This window comes from Pseudomonas sp. NFACC43 (assembly GCF_900119645.1).
Classification (GTDB): Bacteria; Pseudomonadota; Gammaproteobacteria; order Pseudomonadales; family Pseudomonadaceae; genus Aquipseudomonas.
This window is the reverse complement of the sequence record NZ_FPKK01000003.1, coordinates 228,379-245,960: the sequence shown is the minus strand read 5'-3', so window position 1 is coordinate 245,960 and position 17,582 is coordinate 228,379. Positions and strand designations below refer to the sequence as shown.

15 protein-coding genes are annotated in these 17,582 nt (G+C 63.9%); 6 read left to right on the top strand and 9 right to left on the bottom strand.

The genetic code is table 11. The features are described from left to right. Window positions 1-19: 19 nt before the first annotated feature. The 4 genes from BT179_RS07990 to BT179_RS07975 are packed head-to-tail and all read right to left on the bottom strand — an operon-like array spanning window position 20 to window position 3,815. The gene (locus tag BT179_RS07990; RefSeq protein WP_072392395.1) at window positions 20-664 is read right to left on the bottom strand and encodes a CpsD/CapB family tyrosine-protein kinase; all 645 of its coding nucleotides are present in this window, start codon (window positions 662-664) and stop codon (window positions 20-22) included. Next, complete coding sequence (locus tag BT179_RS07985; protein WP_072430671.1) at window positions 665-1,408, bottom strand: sugar transferase; 744 nt, start codon at window positions 1,406-1,408, stop codon at window positions 665-667. Next, window positions 1,405-2,463, bottom strand: a complete 1,059-nt coding sequence (locus tag BT179_RS07980) for an NAD-dependent epimerase (RefSeq protein ID WP_072392401.1) — start codon at window positions 2,461-2,463, stop codon at window positions 1,405-1,407. The genes BT179_RS07985 and BT179_RS07980 overlap by 4 nt, the downstream gene beginning before the upstream one ends. Next, entirely contained in the window at window positions 2,460-3,815 is a 1,356-nt protein-coding gene (locus BT179_RS07975) for a UDP-glucose dehydrogenase family protein (RefSeq protein ID WP_072392405.1), read from the bottom strand. Before BT179_RS07975 ends, BT179_RS07980 begins: the two co-directional genes overlap by 4 nt. A gap of 378 nt (window positions 3,816-4,193) precedes the next feature. On the opposite strand from BT179_RS07975, the gene BT179_RS07970 reads away from it, so the two are divergent. From BT179_RS07970 to BT179_RS07945, 6 genes are all read left to right on the top strand, one after another. Then, window positions 4,194-5,891: a sulfatase-like hydrolase/transferase gene (locus BT179_RS07970; RefSeq protein WP_072430670.1), complete on the top strand. Its 1,698-nt coding sequence runs from the start codon at window positions 4,194-4,196 to the stop codon at window positions 5,889-5,891. Window positions 5,892-6,018: 127 nt separating this feature from the next. Next, window positions 6,019-6,687 carry an ABC transporter ATP-binding protein gene (locus tag BT179_RS07965; protein ID WP_072430669.1) on the top strand — a complete coding sequence of 223 codons (669 nt, stop codon included), beginning with the start codon at window positions 6,019-6,021 and terminating at the stop codon, window positions 6,685-6,687. Then, complete coding sequence (locus BT179_RS07960) at window positions 6,687-9,161, top strand: ABC transporter permease (protein WP_371264379.1); 2,475 nt, start codon at window positions 6,687-6,689, stop codon at window positions 9,159-9,161. Before BT179_RS07965 ends, BT179_RS07960 begins: the two co-directional genes overlap by 1 nt. Next, the gene (locus BT179_RS07955) at window positions 9,158-10,228 is read left to right on the top strand and encodes a lipocalin-like domain-containing protein (protein ID WP_072430667.1); all 1,071 of its coding nucleotides are present in this window, start codon (window positions 9,158-9,160) and stop codon (window positions 10,226-10,228) included. Before BT179_RS07960 ends, BT179_RS07955 begins: the two co-directional genes overlap by 4 nt. A 66-nt stretch (window positions 10,229-10,294) precedes the next feature. Further along, window positions 10,295-10,537 (top strand): hypothetical protein, encoded by a 243-nt coding sequence (locus BT179_RS07950; RefSeq protein WP_072392423.1) that lies wholly within the window; start codon window positions 10,295-10,297, stop codon window positions 10,535-10,537. A gap of 17 nt (window positions 10,538-10,554) precedes the next feature. Beyond that, on the top strand, window positions 10,555-10,734 hold the full coding sequence (locus tag BT179_RS07945; protein WP_072392426.1) for a hypothetical protein: 180 nt from the start codon (window positions 10,555-10,557) through the stop codon (window positions 10,732-10,734). Between the two features lie 310 nt (window positions 10,735-11,044). Here BT179_RS07945 and BT179_RS07940 read toward each other — a convergent pair whose 3' ends face one another. The 5 genes from BT179_RS07940 to BT179_RS07920 form a co-directional block, all read right to left on the bottom strand. Further along, window positions 11,045-12,427, bottom strand: a complete 1,383-nt coding sequence (locus tag BT179_RS07940) for a 2-oxoadipate dioxygenase/decarboxylase HglS (RefSeq protein WP_072430666.1) — start codon at window positions 12,425-12,427, stop codon at window positions 11,045-11,047. 98 nt (window positions 12,428-12,525) lie between these two features. Beyond that, window positions 12,526-13,746, bottom strand: a complete 1,221-nt coding sequence (glcF, locus tag BT179_RS07935; protein WP_072430665.1) for a glycolate oxidase subunit GlcF — start codon at window positions 13,744-13,746, stop codon at window positions 12,526-12,528. 171 nt (window positions 13,747-13,917) lie between these two features. Then, window positions 13,918-14,976, bottom strand: a complete 1,059-nt coding sequence (gene glcE, locus BT179_RS07930; RefSeq protein ID WP_072430664.1) for a glycolate oxidase subunit GlcE — start codon at window positions 14,974-14,976, stop codon at window positions 13,918-13,920. Continuing rightward, window positions 14,976-16,475 carry a glycolate oxidase subunit GlcD gene (gene glcD / locus BT179_RS07925; RefSeq protein WP_072430663.1) on the bottom strand — a complete coding sequence of 500 codons (1,500 nt, stop codon included), beginning with the start codon at window positions 16,473-16,475 and terminating at the stop codon, window positions 14,976-14,978. Before glcD ends, glcE begins: the two co-directional genes overlap by 1 nt. 118 nt (window positions 16,476-16,593) lie before the next feature. Continuing rightward, on the bottom strand, window positions 16,594-17,523 hold the full coding sequence (locus BT179_RS07920; protein ID WP_072392441.1) for an alpha/beta fold hydrolase: 930 nt from the start codon (window positions 17,521-17,523) through the stop codon (window positions 16,594-16,596). Window positions 17,524-17,582 lie beyond the last annotated feature (59 nt).

Genomic DNA, 17,582 nt, shown 5'->3' with positions numbered 1-17,582 from the left:
TCGTCATCCTTCTGCAGGCTTACAGGTTGTTGTAGAGCCACTTGGGCATGTAGTACTTGCGGCGGTTGAACACGCTGCCCACCACCTTCGCGCCGGCCTGGGCCAGGCGTTGGCGCGCGGCCTGGGCCACTTCCCAACGGGTGTCTTCACCGCGTACCACCAGCACCACGCCGTCTGCCTGGGTGCTCATGACCAGGGTGTCGGAGGCCGAGTACACCGCGTCGGCGTCCACCACCACAAAGCGGTATTGCGCCGCCAGCTGCCTGAACAATGGACGCAGTCGCTCGGGGCTCAGGCGTTCGGCGTTGTGCCCCAGGCGGCCGTTGGGCAGCACGTCGAAAGGCATGCCGGAGGCCTGCACCACGCAATCCTGCAGCAGGGGCGGGGCGAGGCTGTTGAACAGCATGTCGCTGAAGCCACGCTCCTTGTGCAGCAACAGTTGCTGGCTGAGGCTGTGCGGCGACTGGCTGGCATCCACCAGCAATACGCGGCCGCTGCTCATCTGCGCCAGTTGGGCGGCCAGTGCCATGGCACTGGTGGTGGTTCCGGTGCCGGTGTTGGCGGCTGTCAGAAGCAGAATCCGCAAGGAAGGGTCGAGCACGGTCGAGGTCAGGTTGGTCTCGCTCGGGCTTGCGATGGTCAGGATATTCGTTGAACCGTCCATTTAACTCGCTCCGTGGCCGCTGAACACTTTGAAAGGGGTAATCATCAGGATCTTCAAATCCAGCAACAGGCTCTGTTCGGCGATGTAGCTGAGGTCCAGTTCCACACGCTGGTCGAAGTCGATATCGCTGCGCCCGGAGATCTGCCAGAGGCCGGTGAGGCCGGGGTAGATGCTCAGGCGCGCGAGGTGGTTGTCCTTGTAGCGATAGGCGTTGAACGAGGTCGGTCGTGGACCTACCAGGCGCATGTCGCCGGTCACTACATTGATCAGGTTCGGCAGTTCATCGAGGCTGCTGCGGCGCAGGAACCGGCCGATGGGCGTGATGCGCGGGTCGTTGTCGATCTTGAAGTCGATGGCATCGGCGCCGTGTTTGTTGAGGTGGCGCAGCGACTCCTTTAGCGCTTCGGCATTGGCGATCATGGTGCGGAACTTGTACATGCCGAAGACGCGGCCTCGGTAGCCGGTGCGTTTCTGCACGAACAGCACCGGACCGGGGCTGGAGACCTTGACCAGCACCGCCAGGCCCAGCAGCAACGGGCTGAGCAGCACCAGCAGCACCAGCGCGCCGAGGCAGGCCACCACACGATTGGTCCGCGAAACGGTCCAGGGTCGCCCGCCATGGCGCCCGGTCAGCCAGCCACGGCCCTGCCGGTGGATGGCGGCATCCAGGCGCCGGCGATGTTCGGGGTCGACACGCTTGTCGCCGGGGACATTGATGGGAATGTGCTGTTCATGTCGGGTCATAGACTCCTCCGTTGAAGTTCGGCCGCAACGGGCAGGTGGGCAACAGGCAGCGCGTAGTAATCGAGGAACCACCGGGTGAAGCGACCCAGGCCCTCGTCCAGCCCGATGGCGGGCTGGAAACCGGTGGCGCGTGCCAGGTCGCTGGCATCGGCACAGGTGTTGAGCACGTCCCCCGCTTGCAGGGGCAGCAGTTCGATGCGAGCGGTCCGGCCCAGGTGTTTTTCCAGCAGCGCGACATAGGTGCGCAGGGTTATCGGGTGCTGGCCGCCGATGTTGTAGATCCGCCACGGGGCCCGGCTGGTGGCCGGGTCCGGTTGTTCGTGATCCCACAGGGGCGTGACCCGGGGCGCTTGGTCGATCAGCCGGGCGATGCTCTCGATGATGTCGTCGATGTAGGTGAAGTCGCGCTGGTGCTCGCCATGGTTGAACAGCTGCAGCACTCGGTCTTCGGTGATCGCCCGGGCGAACTGGATCGGCGACATGTCCGGCCGGCCCCAGGGACCGTACACGGTGAAGAAGCGCAGGCCCGTGCAAGGAATGCCGAACAGATGGCTGTAGCTGTGGGCCATCAGTTCGTTGGCTTTCTTGCTCGCCGCGTACAGCGACAGTGGGTGGTCGACGCCATCCTGCACGGAGTAGGGCGTGCGCTGGTTGGCGCCGTATACCGAGCTGGAGGAGGCGTAGACCAGGTGCCTGACCGGATAGCGCCGGCAGTTTTCCAGGATGTTGAGAAAGCCCGTGACATTGCTGTCGATGTAGGCTTGGGGGTGCTCCAGGGAATAGCGCACCCCGGCCTGGGCAGCCAGGTGGATCACCACGTCCGGGCGGCGCGACTGGAACAGCGCGTCGATGGCCGTCGCGTCGGTCAGGTCCGCCCGCACCAGGGGAAACTCGCCGGCCTGGTCCTGCACCCAGGCCACGCGGTCATGCTTGAGCTGGGGATCGTAGTAGTCGTTGAAATTGTCCAGCCCGCAGACCCGGTGGCCGTCGCGCAGCAGCCGCAGCACACAGTGGGCACCGATGAAGCCGGCCGCGCCGGTCACCAGGATGTTCATGCTTGCGGCCCTTGGACCGGTACCGTGTGCCGCAGTCCGATCCCGCGGTACAGCAGCCCGGCGGCCGCCAGGTGCTCGGGGTTGTACAGGTTGCGTCCGTCGATGACGAGGCGGGCCCGCAGTTTGCTGGCCAGCAGGTCGAAATCCACCACGCGGAAGTTCTTCCATTCGGTGCAGATCACCAGGGCGTCGGCATCCTCCAGGGTGTCGTCACGGGTGGCGCACAGGTTCAGGTCCTTGCGGTAGCCGTAAATACGCCGGCATTCGGACATGGCCTCGGGGTCGTAGGCCTGGACCCGGGCACCTTCGCGCCACAGTGCCTCCATCAGGTAACGGCTGGGGGCTTCGCGCATGTCGTCGGTGTTGGGCTTGAAGGCCAGGCCCCAGATGGCGATCGATTTGCCCGCCAGGCCGTCGGGGAATTGCCCGGCGAGCTTCTCGAACAGGATATGCCGCTGGCTGTCATTGACATCGGTGACGCTGCGCAACAGGCGCAGCGGCATGCCGCTCTGTTCGGCCGTGTGCAGCAGGGCGCGCAGGTCCTTGGGAAAGCACGAGCCACCGAAACCACAGCCGGGGTAGATGAAGTGATAACCGATGCGCGGGTCCGAACCGATGCCCTTGCGCACGGCCTCGATGTCGGCACCCAGGCGCTCGGTGAGGTTGGCCAGTTCGTTCATGAAACTGATGCGAGTGGCGAGCATGGCGTTGGCGGCGTACTTGGTCAGTTCCGCGCTGCGGTTGTCCATGAACATCAGCTTTTCGTGGTTGCGACAGAAGGGCGCATAGAGTTCGCTCATCTGGTCGCGGGCCAGCGGGTCGGCCGTGCCGATGATGATCCGGTCCGGCCGCATGCAATCGGCCAGGGCGCTGCCTTCCTTGAGAAATTCAGGGTTGGACACCACGCGCACGTTCAAGCGTTTCAGGCCGCGCCGGGCCAGTGCCTGGCGGGCGCATTCGGCGACTTTGTCGGCCGTGCCCACCGGCACCGTGGACTTGATGATCAGGGTGCGGTCGCTGTCCATGAAATCGGCGATCTGCCGGGTGACCGCCAGCACATGGCTCAGGTCCGCCGAGCCGTCTTCATCGGCAGGGGTGCCCACGGCGATGAAGATCAGCTCGCCATGGTTGACCGCGTCGCTGGCCTGGGAGCTGAACGACAGGCGCCCTGTCTTGATGTTGTCTTCAAGCAGACCGGACAGCCCCGGCTCGCTGATTGGCGGTACCGCTTGCTGCAGTTGCCGGATCTTGTTCGGGTCGATATCGATGCACAGGACGCGGTGGCCTACATCGGCCAGCGCTGCTGCCTGGATCAACCCAACATACCCCGTCCCAAATACGCTCACGTCCATTTTGGCGCGCCTCGTAAATCGGTTGATGTAACTCGGATGAAACTGTTAGAGGGGGTATAGCGCAGCTTCAGAAAAGCGTGTCAGCAAAATGACAGTTGTCAGTGTTGGCAAAACTAGAAAGGTTCGGGCCTTTTGATATCAAGTTATTGACTGCCTTGAGAAAGTCCCGGTTTTAAAGGGTGAAAATGGATTTTAAGAAAGCGATGAACGGTATTTATCCATAGGTTTTGACGATTTGTGTCTCAAAAGTGTGTCATTTTTGGGCTAACTTTTTTTTGACGCTTGCGCCGTTCGTCTCTTTTCTTGCGCATTGGAAAGTCGCTGCTACTGTGCAGAAACGAACCGTTTCTCAACGTCGCGATTTCTGCCGAGACAGACATGGGCCGATACATCAAGGAACTGCTGCTGGCGCTGTATCTGATTCGGGGGTACGACTATTACGTCGACCGCCTGGCGACGTTGGGCCTGGGTTTGGCGACGATCCTCTTCGGTGCGATGTTCGTGGCGCTGGTGGTCGCGCTGTGGATGACCGCCCACATTCGCCATGCCTTCATCCGGCATCTGTTTGCGCTGGCGATGTTTGCCTCGGCGGTATTCTTCGAGGTCTACACCCGGGTCACCGATAGCTACCTCACCTACGCACAGTTCGTGTCGCTGGTGTATTCCGGTGGCTTTATCCAGGAGGCCGCCTGGCAGTATCGAGAAGTGATCGTCAGGGCGATGGCGGCCGGTTTGTTGCTGTTGTTGGGAATCGGGCTCAAGCCGCGTCGCCGGGTGCCGTTGCCGGGTTATCTGCCCATCGCCGCGCCCATGCTCGGGGTGCTGTTGCTCAGTGCCGTGCTGTTCCTGCGGGCCGGTGAGGGCGCGCGCGGTTTGCCGGTGATGTACACCCCGCTGGCGTACCTGAACCTGTTTGCCTATGAGGCCCTGCACAACACCGTTGGTCCACGGGAGCCGATCCGCCTGGCGCGGCGAACGTCAGCGATCGGGCATGACCTCGTGCTGATCATCGACGAAAGCATTGCCGGCAACTACCTCGATATCAACACGCCGTACGGGGTGCACAGCGGGCTCAAGGCGCCGGTGCCGGGCGTGGACATATTCAATTATGGTTTTGCCGCCTCTATCGCCAACTGCAGCGCCGATACCAATGTCACGCTGCGCTATGGCGGCACCCGGGCCGATTACATGCGCATCAACAGCACCCAGCCGTCGATCTGGCAGTACGCCAGGGCCGCCGGGTTGCGCACCGTCTACATCGACGCCCAGCGCACCGGAGGCAATCTGCAGAACCTGATGACCGAGCTGGAAAAACAGGACATCGACGAGTTCGTCCAATTCGACCAGACCCGCGTGCGCGACCGGGACATGGCGGTGGCGGACAGGCTCATCGCATTGCTGGGCAACGACCGCGCCGAACTGGTGGTGGTCAACAAGATGGGCGCGCATTTTCCGGTCCATGACAAATACCCCGACGACTTCATGAGCTACCGTCCGGCCCTGCCGCGAGGGCACTTCCAGGAGGTAGCCGATACCGGAAGCCGCGATGGTTTCAACGGCCGACAGGATGACTGGGTGTTGTACCGCAATGCATACCAGAACACCGTGCTGTGGAACGTCGGCGAATTCTTCCAGCGCCTGTTCCGCCAGGGCGACCTGAGCAACGCTGTGCTGATCTACACCTCCGATCATGGCCAGGACTTGCACGAGCGCGGCAACCCGGGACTCAACACGCATTGTGGTGGCGACCCGGTGGAGGAGGAAGGCCTGGTGCCGCTGGTGCTGATCCAGGGCAGCCAGTTGCAGACCCTCGATTGGCACGGAGCCCTGGCGCAGAACAAGGACCGCTCCAGCCACTACAACATCTTCCCGACGCTGTTGCAGTTGATGGGCTACGATCCGGCCGGTGTCGAGTCGGCTTATGGAAAATCCCTGAACCAACCGACCGAGGACGCGTTCACCTTCAACTATCGCTTCAACGCCCGCCTCGGCGCAAAACCGGCCTGGAAGCACATTGACCTGGACAGCATCGTGACACCTCCACCGGCACAGACTGAAATGGCGGCGGGGCATTGACGGCGACCGCGTCGGGCATCAACCTCGCATGGGGGTGGTCGCGGTATAGGGCGGTTCGTGGGTGCGATGGTCCACCTTGCGCTCAGTCCGCTATCCTGACGCTCACGATTATCCAGTGAGCCTCTTCATGCTTGAAGTCCGCGATGTCTTCAAAAGCTACGCCACGCCCCAGGGCCCCTTGCCGGTGCTGCAGGGTGTCGACCTGACGCTGCCTCCTGGCAGCAGCATGGCGTTGATGGGGGAGTCCGGAAGTGGCAAAAGTACCTTGCTGCACCTGGTCGCCGGGTTGGACAAGGTCGATGGCGGGAGCATTCGCTGCGGCGAATACCGGCTCGACGGCATGAACGAAAGCCAGCTCGCCCATTGGCGACGCACGGAGATCGGCCTGGTGTTCCAGCAGTTCAACCTCATCAGCAGCTTGTCGGTGGAAGACAACCTGGCGTTCCAGGCGCGCCTGTGCGGTCGCCATGACCCACGCTGGCACGCGCACCTGGTGCGGCGACTGGGGCTGGGGGAATTGTTGCAGCGCTATCCCGAACAGCTTTCCGGCGGGCAGCAGCAGCGGGTGGCGTTGGGGCGGGCGCTGGCTTCTCGGCCCCCCCTGTTGCTGGCCGACGAACCCACCGGCAGCCTCGACGAGGCGACCAGCGACGAGGTGTTGCGACTGTTGCTGGAACTGCTCGATGACAGTCCTACCAGCCTGCTGATGGTGACCCACAGTCCGCGGGTGGCGGCTCGCCTGGCCCACCGTGTGGTGCTGCAACGCGGGCGGCTGGCGCCGATGCGAGCGCAGTGATGATTTTGCGCCAGACCCTCAAGGCCTTGCTCAGCCACTGGCGCCAGCATCCGGTGCAGTTCTTCAGCGTGCTCACCGGCCTGTGGCTTGCCACCAGCCTGCTCACCGGTGTCCAGGCACTGAACAGCCAGGCTCGGGACAGCTACGCACGTGCCAGCCAGCTCATCGGCGGCGAACCCCAGGCCAGCCTTGATGCGCCCGGCGGTGGCACCTTTGCCCAACAATGGTTCATCGACCTGCGCCGCCAGGGGTGGCCGGTTTCGCCGGTGCTGCAGGCCAGGGTGACCCTGGAAGGGCACGAGGACCAACGCCTGCAATTGCTGGGCATCGACCCGGTGTCGCTGCCGCCCGGTGGCGCATTGGCAGGGCAGGCGCGGGAGATGAGCGAGGTGGTGGCGTTCTTCACCGAGCCCGGTCGTACCTGGATCGCCCCGCCAACCCTGCAGGCCCTCGGGCTGCGAGAGGGTGACCGGCCCCGGACCGTCGAGGGGCAGACGCTGCCACCCCTGCATACCCAGCCGGACATGGCGCCGGGCATCCTGCTGATGGACATCGGGTTCGCCCAACAGGTGTTGCGGTTGCCGGACCAGTTGTCGCGGCTGTCGCTGCCCGCCAGTTTCTCCGCCGCGCTACCGGAGGCCTTCAACGGTCGGCTGCAATTGAAGCACGCCAATGAAGAAAACAACCTGTCGCGCCTGACCGAAAGTTTTCATCTGAACCTGGATGCTCTCGGGTTCCTGTCCTTCGTGGTGGGGCTGTTTATCGTCCACGCGGCCATCGGCCTGGCCCTGGAACAACGTCGTGGTCTGCTGCGAACCCTGCGTGCCTGCGGCGTCAGTGCCCGCTTGCTGATCGGCAGCCTGGCCCTGGAACTGGGGGCGCTGGCCCTGCTCGGCGGAGTCGCCGGGGTGCTCAGCGGCTATTGGCTGGCCAGTTTGCTGTTGCCCGATGTCGCGGCCAGTCTGCGAGGACTCTACGGCGCCGAGGTGGCCGGGCACCTGAGCCTCAGCCCGTGGTGGTGGCTCAGTGGTGTGGGCCTGAGCCTGCTCGGGGCAGTGCTGGCCGGGGCTGACAGCCTGTTGCGCGCCGCGCGCCTGCCCTTGCTGGCCTTGGCCAATCCTCAGGCATGGCATCAGGCCCACGCACGTTGGTTGAAACGCCAGGGATGGATCGCGGCCCTGGCGGCGCTGGTCGCGGTTTCAGCGCTGATGTGGGGCGATAGCCTGGCCAGCGGGTTTGTCCTGATGGCGACGTTGCTGCTGGGGGCGGCCCTGGCCTTGCCGGTGTTGCTCAATAGCGCCTTGAACCTGCTGCGTCACCGCACCCACGCCGTGCTCGGCCAGTGGTTTCTCGCCGATTGCCGGCAGCAGTTGCCGACATTGAGCCTGGCGCTGATGGCCCTGCTGCTGGCGCTGGCGGCGAATATCGGGGCCGGCAGCATGACCTCCGGCTTCCGCCAGACGTTCAATGACTGGCTCGAACAACGGCTCTGCGCCGAGTTGTACGTCAGCCCGCAGAGCCCGGCCCAGGCCGGCGAGCTGCAGGCCTGGCTGAAGCAGCAACCGGCGGTCACCGCCATCTTGCCCAACTGGCAGGTGTCGATTCCGTTGCAGGGATGGCCGACGGATATCTTCGGCATCGTCGACCATCCCGGCTATCGCCAGCACTGGCCGTTGCTGGAAGCCGCCGGCGATAACCCGTGGGAGCAACTGGCTGGCGCCGACACGCTGATGCTCAGCGAGCAACTGGCCCGGCGCCTCAGGCTCGGTATCGGCGACCGGCTGAGCGTGCCGACGCCGCAGGGGCCGTGGGTTGCGCGCATCGTTGGCATCTATGCCGACTACGGCAACCCCAAGGGGCATGTACTGGTCAATGCCGAGCATTTGCTCAGGCATTGGCCAACGTTGACGCCGTATCGCTTCAACCTGCACATTGAAGCGTCGGCGATTGCCGCATTGGTGACGGACCTGCAAGCGCGATTTGCCCTGGATGACAGTCGTATCGTCGATCAGGCCCGGCTCAAGGGGTGGTCGACCCAGGTCTTCGAGCGCACCTTTGCCGCCACCGCTGCGCTCAACGGCCTGACCCTGGCCGTGGCCGGGGTGGCGCTGTTCATCAGTCTGCTGACCCAGAGCCAGAGTCGTCTTGGCCAGTTGGCGCCGCTGTGGGCGTTGGGGGTGACGCGCCGGCAGCTGATGTTGCTCAACCTGGGGCAGACCTGGCTGTTGGCGATGTTGACGTTGGTGCTGGCCTTGCCGCTGGGGATCGCCCTGGCCTGGTGCCTGGATGCGGTGATCAACGTGCAGGCCTTTGGCTGGCGGCTGCCGCTACGGGTATTTCCACTGCAACTGGCGCAACTGCTGGCCCTGGCGATGTTCGCCACGCTATTGGCGTCGGCCTGGCCGCTGTACGCGTTGTATCGCACGCAGCCGGCCGATCTGCTGAGGCGCTTTTCCCAGAAAGACAGCCCATGAGGCTTCGAATTGGCTTGATGTTGCTGGCGCTGTGGCTGGGCGGCTGTGATGACGCCTCGTCACCCAAGGGCTTTGCCGGTCTTGGTGGCGAGGCCGTTGCGTTCACGCCGGTGGTGCCGGGGCGGGTGTTCGGTTTTCCCCGGGATCACGGAGCCCATGAGGGGTTTCGCATCGAATGGTGGTACGTCACCGCCAATCTCAAGGATGCCCAGGGCCGCGATTTCGGCGTGCAATGGACGCTGTTCCGCAGCGCCCTGAGCGCCGCCCCACAGGCCGAGGGCTGGCGCAACCAGACAATCTGGCTCGGCCACGCCGCCGTCACGTCCGCCACCGTCCACCACGCCGCCGAACGCTACGCCCGGGGCGGGATAGGGCAGGCCGGGGTCCAGGCGAGCCCTTTCGATGCCTGGATCGATGACTGGCGGTTCGCTACCCAGACCTCGGGAAACGATCCTTTGGCAGACATGCAGTTGAAGGCTCGCGACCCGCGTTTCAGCTATGAGCTGCGGCTCGTTTCAAGCCGGCCGCTGGTGTTGCAGGGAGAAGCCGGTTTCAGCCAGAAATCCGAACAGGGCCAGGCGTCGTATTACTACAGCCAGCCTTTTTTCCAGGCCAGCGGTCACCTCGATATCGACGGCCAGCGCTATCAGGTCAGTGGTCCGGCCTGGCTCGATCGCGAATGGAGCAGCCAGCCGCTGACCGCCAACCAGACCGGATGGGACTGGTTTTCCCTGCACCTGGACAGCGGTGAGCACGTGATGCTCTATCGCATGCGACACAGCAATGGCGAGCCCTACCTCACGGGCACCTGGATCGATGCCCGGGGCCAGGCGCAGACCCTGCATGCCGGGGAAATCAGCCTGGAGCCACTGGACAGGGCCAAGGTCGCCGGGCGAGCGATGCCGGTGCGCTGGTCCATCAAGATCCCCGGCAAGCAGCTGGACATCACCACCGTCGCCCTGAATCCCGACGCCTGGATGGACCTGCGCATTCCTTATTGGGAAGGGCCGGTGAAAATGAGTGGCAGCCATGGCGGCACCGGTTACCTGGAAATGACCGGCTATTGAGAATCCCGGAACTCCCCGCCGACGCCAGCCCTCATAGCTTATGAAGCACCTCATCAGGAGCCCGTCATGAGCGATGACCTCAAACCTCCGTCAGTGGCCGATTGGCAGCGGCTGTTCGACGACAAGGCCTACTGGCAGCAATCGCCCGATGCGCATTTCGCCGAATTGATGCGGGTGGCCAATGATCTGTTCGGCCAGGGGGCCGTCGATCTGGCGCAATGGCAGGACCTCAAGACCCGGGCCGAGCAGCTTCACCAGCGCTCGCCGGACGCCAACGTTGCCGAAGAAGTCGCCGACCCCGAAGCCTGAGCATCCCAGGAGATACCATGAAACCTTCCACCCAGAACCCCGATGAGCCGGCGATGCCCGGCGAAGTGGAGCGCGATAACGACGCCCTGCGTCCCAATGATCCGGCCAAGCGCAAACAACAGCAGGGCGAGCCAGGCGCCGAAGACACCGATGCACAGAAAACCGGACGGCACCCTTCAGGTCATCGCCCGGTGTAGATCGGTCCCGGTAGTTACACTTGCAACTTGCCAGCCGGGGAGTGATAAGTTGTATTTGTACTACCCCGGCTTATTTGTATAACTGTTTGTATAACTCACTGGGATATCTGGAGAAATTGGCATCCAGATTAAATAATTATTTAACTGGGCGGCCGGACATCCTCCTGGAGTTGCTCTATTATTGCTTTCGTTCGCCCAGTGTCTGGCTCTTTACCAGTGCATGGAATGCCGAGGCCGTTGCACTGGGCGAACACCGTTCGAACTTCTCGCCCGTTCTTGTCGGGCCCGCCCATCCCGGCGCAGACAAACCCTAAACCTGAATGCTCAATGCCTCCCTGCATTGATCGATGGAGCGCTGTTGCGTCTCGGCATACAACCGCAGTTCATCGATCGTCGCCCGTCCCAGTGCCTCTTCGAAGGCCTGGCGGTTGGACTGCCCGGCATAATGGCTCTGGGCGTCGTCGCCGAGGTTCGACTGGAAGATCCCCGCGGCACTGACCGGCAGGAAATCCTCGTACACCAGAGGCTCGGCGCGCAGGTAACCCTGTTCCACCAGACGTTCCAGCTCAGTTGATTGCTCCAGTGTGCCCTTGGCGGCCAGGCCTTTTGGCGTGACGAAATAGCGGAAGTACGCCAGTGCCTGTCGACGCAATTGATCCTGGTCGTCAGGGAACTGCAGGAAGTGCTCGGCCATCAGTGTGTTGTAGCGCTGGGCATTGGCCTCGTTGGGAAATTCCCCGAGGGCGTCCCGGGCTGCGTTCAGCAACTGATCGTAGAGCGCGCGCCCCTTGGGCGTAAGGGCGGCGCCTCGTTGTTCGATTTCACCAAAGCGGGCGCTATGGCTGCCCTGGGTGCCGGCCGGGTCGGTGAACGCGACCGGTTCGTCCAGGGCTTTGAAACTGGTCTGGCGCAACAGGATCGGACACCGGCGGCGAGGTGGGCCTTCGACCACCGCTTTGGGAGTGATGCCGTGGACGGGCATCTGGGCCTGGACGATGTCGATGTCCAGGGTGCGTGGCGTCAGGTGGTTGATGTGCGGGCCCTTGAAGGCCACCACGTCAGCGATCAAGCGATGCTGGGCGCTGAGTTGACGGTACTGCTCGGCCGTGACGGTGGCGTGGCTGTGCCAGCGAAACGTCTCCAGGGCCTGCAGGACGAAGTCTTCGGCTTGTGGTTCGCTCAGGCCACCCTGGCGCTCGGCAAGGTCGATGAGCTGAAGGGCCAGGGGCGTGAAAATCTGCCGTTTATCCAGCACCGATTGGGCAAAGGCCCGAAGCTCGCTGTTCTCGATCAGTTCCAGGCGCAGCAACGAGGTGAATACCCGGAACGGACTGACCTGCAGTGCGCTTTCATGCACGGCGCGAAACGCGGTGGAGTGCACCGGCACCCCGGCCGGCGTCAGGTCGTAGTAACCCACCGGTTGCATGCCCATGACCGCGAACAGCCGGGCCAGGGTGGCCAGTTCCGTCGCGGTGCCGACGCGGATCGCCCCATGGCGCTCCATGTCCAGGCGTTGACGTTCGCCAGTGCTGTCCAGGTGCTCGGCCAATTGTGGATCGTTGAGCAACACCTGGGCATTGGTGTGCTCCACCAGGTTCATCAGTGCGCCGTACAACGGCACCTCGTCACGGTACATCTCGGACATCGCCTTGGAGAAGCGTTGGCGGATCAGGTCGGGACTGACGAAGCTCATGGCGGGGATTCCTGGTTCGGGCAATGGAAATCGGCGGGCAAGTACAACGAAAGATCGCAGCCTTCGTCAGCGGCGACAAACGAAGAATCTTCACGACTTCATTCTGTGAGGGACTGATCCACCAGTTCGATCCAGTGTCGCACGGGGGTGCGCCCGGCGCCGTCCAGGTGGTTCTGGCAACCGACGTTGGCGGTGACGATCAGTTCCGGATGGCCGCTTTCCAGGGCATTGAGGCGGTTGTCCCGCAGCTGTCGCGCCAGGGTCGGCTGGGTCAGGGAATAGGTGCCGGCCGAGCCGCAGCACAGATGGCCGTCGGGAACCGGGGTGAGGTTGAAGCCCAGCCGTGCCAGCAAGGCCTCGACGCTGCCGCCGAGTTTCTGTGCGTGCTGCAGGGTGCAAGGGCAGTGGACCGCGATGCGACGGTCTTTCGCTGCGCAGATCTGTTCCAGGGGTTCGCTGCCGAGCACTTGCACCAGGTCCAGGGCGCGCGCGCTCACCTGTTTCGCCTTGGCGGCATAGTCAGGATCGTGCGCCAGCAGATGGCCGTAGTCCTTGATGAAGGCACCACAACCGCTGGCGGTCTGGACGATGGCTTCGGCGCCATTGGCCAGGTGCGGCCACCAGGCATCGATGTTGCGTCGGGCGCGGTCCAGCCCGGTGGCCTGGGCGTCGAGGTGATAGTCCAGCGCACCGCAGCAGCCCGCTTCTTCACAGGCGACGACGCTGATGCCGAGGCGGTCCAGCACGCGTGCCGCCGCCGCATTGGTGTTGGGAGACAGGCCCGGTTGCACGCAACCTTCGAGCATCAGCACGGTGCGCGTATGGCGCGCCACCGGGCGCTCGGAGAGGCGCGCGTGCGTACGGGGCAGCTTGGCGCTCAACGTCGCAGGCAACAGCGGACGGAACACGCTGCCCAAAAGCAGCAGGGCCTTGAACCGCTCGGGGCTGGGGGCCAGGCCCCGCAAACCCAGGCGCAGCACACGTTGGCCGGCGGGGCGCGGTACCGCGGCATCGACCACCGCCCGACCGATGTCCAGCAGGTTGTGGTAATCCACGCCCGACGGGCAGGTGGTCTCGCAGTTGCGACACGACACGCAGCGGTCCAGATGCAGTTGAGTGCTGGTGGTGGCCGGTTGGCCTTCGAGCACTTGCTTGATCAGGTAGATGCGGCCTCGCGGACCGTCCAGTTCGTCCCCCAGCAATTGATAAGTCGGGCAGGTGGCGTTGCAGAAGCCGCAATGCACGCAGCTACGCAGGATCCGTTCGGCTTCTTCGGCGCGGGGCAGTTGTCGGGCTTCGTCGCTGAACCGGGTTTGCATCGCAAGGGACCTCCAGGCTCTGTCTGAAATATATCCGTACACGGCCATGCCGCGTTGAAACCGGCCTCGTGCACACAGTCCGATCAGAATGCCCATGTGCTCCAGTACACTGCGCTTGCTCGCCGTTTTTTGCCTTGCCTGACCGTCATCTCAAGGCTTTTCAAACAGAGCCTAGAACTGCGGATACATCCGCCCCGGGTTGAACAAACCCAGGGGATCGAGCTGGGCCTTGAGGCTGCGGTGGTAGCGCAGCAGCGCCGGGGCCAACGGTTGAAACGGCGTGTCGGTGGCGCCATGACTGTAGCAGGTGGCATGGCCGCCCACTTCCCGGGCCAGGGCCTGCACCGTATCGGCGTCGGTTTTCAACCAGCGTTGCGCGCCGGCCCAATCGAGCAGCTGCGGGCCTGGCAGGTCCAGCGGGCCGACGTGGTTGGGCACTGACAGGCGCCACAGGGGAAGTCCTTCATCGAAGAAAACCAGGCGATGTTCATTCAGGTCCGACCAGTACCGGCTGTCGATCACTTCGCCGCCGAACCGCTGGTGAGCCGCGCTGACCGAGCCTTCGCCACCTTCCAGGCGCAGGTGCAGGCAGTCGCCGTCATGGCTGGCGGCACTGATGGGCAAGGGCTGCCGGCCCCATTCGGCGAGGTTCTCCAGCGCTTCGGCGCTGCCCATTTCCAGGCGGATGCTCAGGCTGTGGCGGGGCTTGGGCAGGACCTTCAAGGACACTTCGATGATCACCCCAAGGCAACCCAGGCTGCCTGCCAGCAGGCGTGACAGGTCATAACCGGCAACGTTCTTCATGACCTCGCCGCCAAAGCGCAGCAACGTGCCGTGGCCGCTGATCAGGCGGGTCCCCAGGACGAAGTCGCGTACCGATCCGGCCCAAGGGCGGCGTGGCCCCGACAGCCCGGTGGCGACCATGCCACCCACGGTGGCGTGCTCGCCGAACGCCGGTGGTTCGCACGGCAATTGCTGGCCGGCGTTGTCCAGGGCCGCGAGCAGTTCGCGCAGCGGGGTGCCGGCGCGGACGGTAACGACCAGCTCGGTGGGGTCGTAGTGGACGATGCCCCGATGGACCCGGGTGTCCAGCACCTCGCCGGCCACCTCCCGTCCCAGGAAGGCCTTGCTGTTCGAACCCTGGATGCGCAACGGCGTCGTGTTGGCCCGGGCACGGTTGACCTGTTCGAGCAACAGGTCGCTGGCGTCGCGGTCGACTTCGCCGCTCATCAGAAACGCTCCAGTTCGGGGAAGGGCAGTTGCCCGTCATGGATATGCATCGCTCCGAATTCGGCGCAGCGGTGCAGGGTAGGGATGTTCTTGCCGGGATTGAGCAGGCCGGCAGGATCGAACGCCGCTTTTACGGCATGGAACAGGTTCAGTTCGTCGCTGTTGAACTGGGTGCACATCTGGTTGATCTTTTCCCGTCCCACGCCATGTTCACCCGTGATGCTGCCGCCCACCTGGACACAGAGCTCGAGGATCTTGCCGCCCAGGGTTTCGGCGCGCTCCAGTTCGCCGGGCTGATTGGCATCGAACAGGATCAGCGGATGCATGTTGCCGTCGCCGGCATGAAACACGTTGGCGACCCGCAGCCCGTGTTCGGCGCCGAGGCTGGCGATGCGCTGCAATACTTCGGGCAGGGCGCGCCGGGGAATGGTGCCGTCCATGCAGTAGTAGTCCGGCGCCAGTCGGCCCACCGCCGGGAAGGCGTTCTTGCGTCCGGCCCAGAACCGCAGGCGCTCAGCCTCGTCCCTGGCCTGGCGCACCTCGGTGGCGCCGGCCTGGTGCAATACCTGGCGGACCCGTTCGCAGTCGTCATGGACATCGGCCTCGACCCCGTCCAGTTCGCACAGCAGGATGGCTTCGGCATCCACCGGATAACCGGCGTGGATGAAATCCTCGGCGGCGCGGATCGCCAGGTTGTCCATCATTTCCAGGCCGCCAGGAATGATGCCGGCGGCGATGATATCGGCCACCGCCCGGCCGGCCTTGTCCACCGAGTCGAAACTGGCCAGCAGCACCCTGGCGACCTGGGGACGTGGCAACAGTTTGACCGTGACTTCGGTGATCACTCCCAGCAAGCCTTCTGAGCCGGTGAACAGTGCCAGCAGGTCCAGGCCGGGGGAGTCCAGGGCCTCGCTGCCCAGGGTCAGGTGTTCGCCTTCGATGGTGAGCATTTCCAGCTTCAACAGGTTGTGCACCGTCAGCCCGTACTTCAGGCAATGCACGCCCCCGGCATTTTCAGCGACGTTGCCGCCGATGGAGCAAGCGATCTGGGAGGAGGGATCCGGTGCGTAATACAGCCCGAAAGGCGCCGCCGCCTGGGAGATCGCCAGGTTGCGCACGCCGGGTTGCAGGCGTGCGGTGCGAGCGTCGGGGTCGATGTGCAGAATCTGGTTGAAGCGGGCCATGACCAGTAGCACGCCGCTTGCCAGGGGCAGGGCGCCGCCGGACAAGCCGGTCCCCGCGCCCCGGGCTACCACCGGAACGTTACGCTCATGGCACACCTTGAGTAGCGCCTGGACCTGTTCGACTCGCCGCGGCAACACCACCAGCATGGGGGTAGTGCGATAGGCCGAGAGGCCGTCGCATTCGTAGGGCTTGAGGTCTTCCTGGCGATGCAGGACTTCCAGGTCCGGAACCTGGGTCTGCAAGGCCTGGAGAAGGGCCTGTCTGTCCACCTTTGGCAGAGTGCCGTCGAGGTGTTCGTCATAGAGAATGTTCATCGCGCGTGTTCCCGTTCAGCGACCGGCCCCGGCATTGGATGACTGTCGTGGCGGGCCAGGCAGTCGGGGAGAAATCCTCCTGCCAGAGCAAGTCGCAAGAGCCTTGAACCATCGTAGGTCATTGCCCTAGTCCCTTGAGAAAATCCCGATACAACGCCGCAGTCCTTGCTGGTTTTTCCATGGGCGGCAAGTGGCCGAGGCCGTCCCAGATTTCCACTCGCAAATCCGCGATGCCCTTGCTCCATACAGGGACGCAGCTGACGTCGATCATCCGGTCTTGCCGACCCCAGACAAGCAACGACGGCGCACGGATATCACCCAGGCGCGGTTCCATCGGCGGGCTGGCGGTAAAGTCCGCGTAGATCTCCGCCAACTCTTCCCGGCGCTGGACATACTGCTCGGCCACCGCCGCCAGTACCACTTTCGGCACCCAGGGCGGCGAGGCCATGGTCAAGGCGTAGAACGGTGGGAAATCATCCCGCGAACCCATGAGGGACGGGTTTCGGCCGGCGGCCACCAGGCGATCCATGTCGCTGGGTTGCGGGGACGTGACGCCGGCTGGATTGAGCAGCGCCAGGGTCAGTACGCGCTCCGGCGAAGTGGCCGCCAGCCATGCGGCGAGATAGCCGCCCATGGAGTTGCCGATCACGTGGACCTTGTCCAGGCCACAAGCGTCGAGCAGTTCGATCACCCGCCTGGCCTGGGTCGGGATGTCGTAGCCACCACCAGCCTTGAAGCCGGTTTCGCCATGGCCGGCCAGGTCGGGAATCACCACCCGGTAGTCATTGACAAAGGACCTGGCCATGCGCAGCCAGAGGTTCTTGTCGGCACTGTAGCCGTGCAGCATCAGTATGCTGGCGGACGCTTCGTAAGGTCCGCCTTGCAGCGTCGATACCGTCATCTCGCTGATCGGCACCGTGATCTTGCGCAACCGGGAGAGGCGCGTTTCCAGTGCCATGCTCAAGTCGAACAGTACCTGGCCAATACCCGGATAGGTCAGCCAGCACCAGGCGACAAACACGGCGAGGAGTACCCACAACACCAGCATGTATGACCTCCATGAGTCACGACAGAATTCGATTGCCCAGCCTTGGGCTACCTGTATAG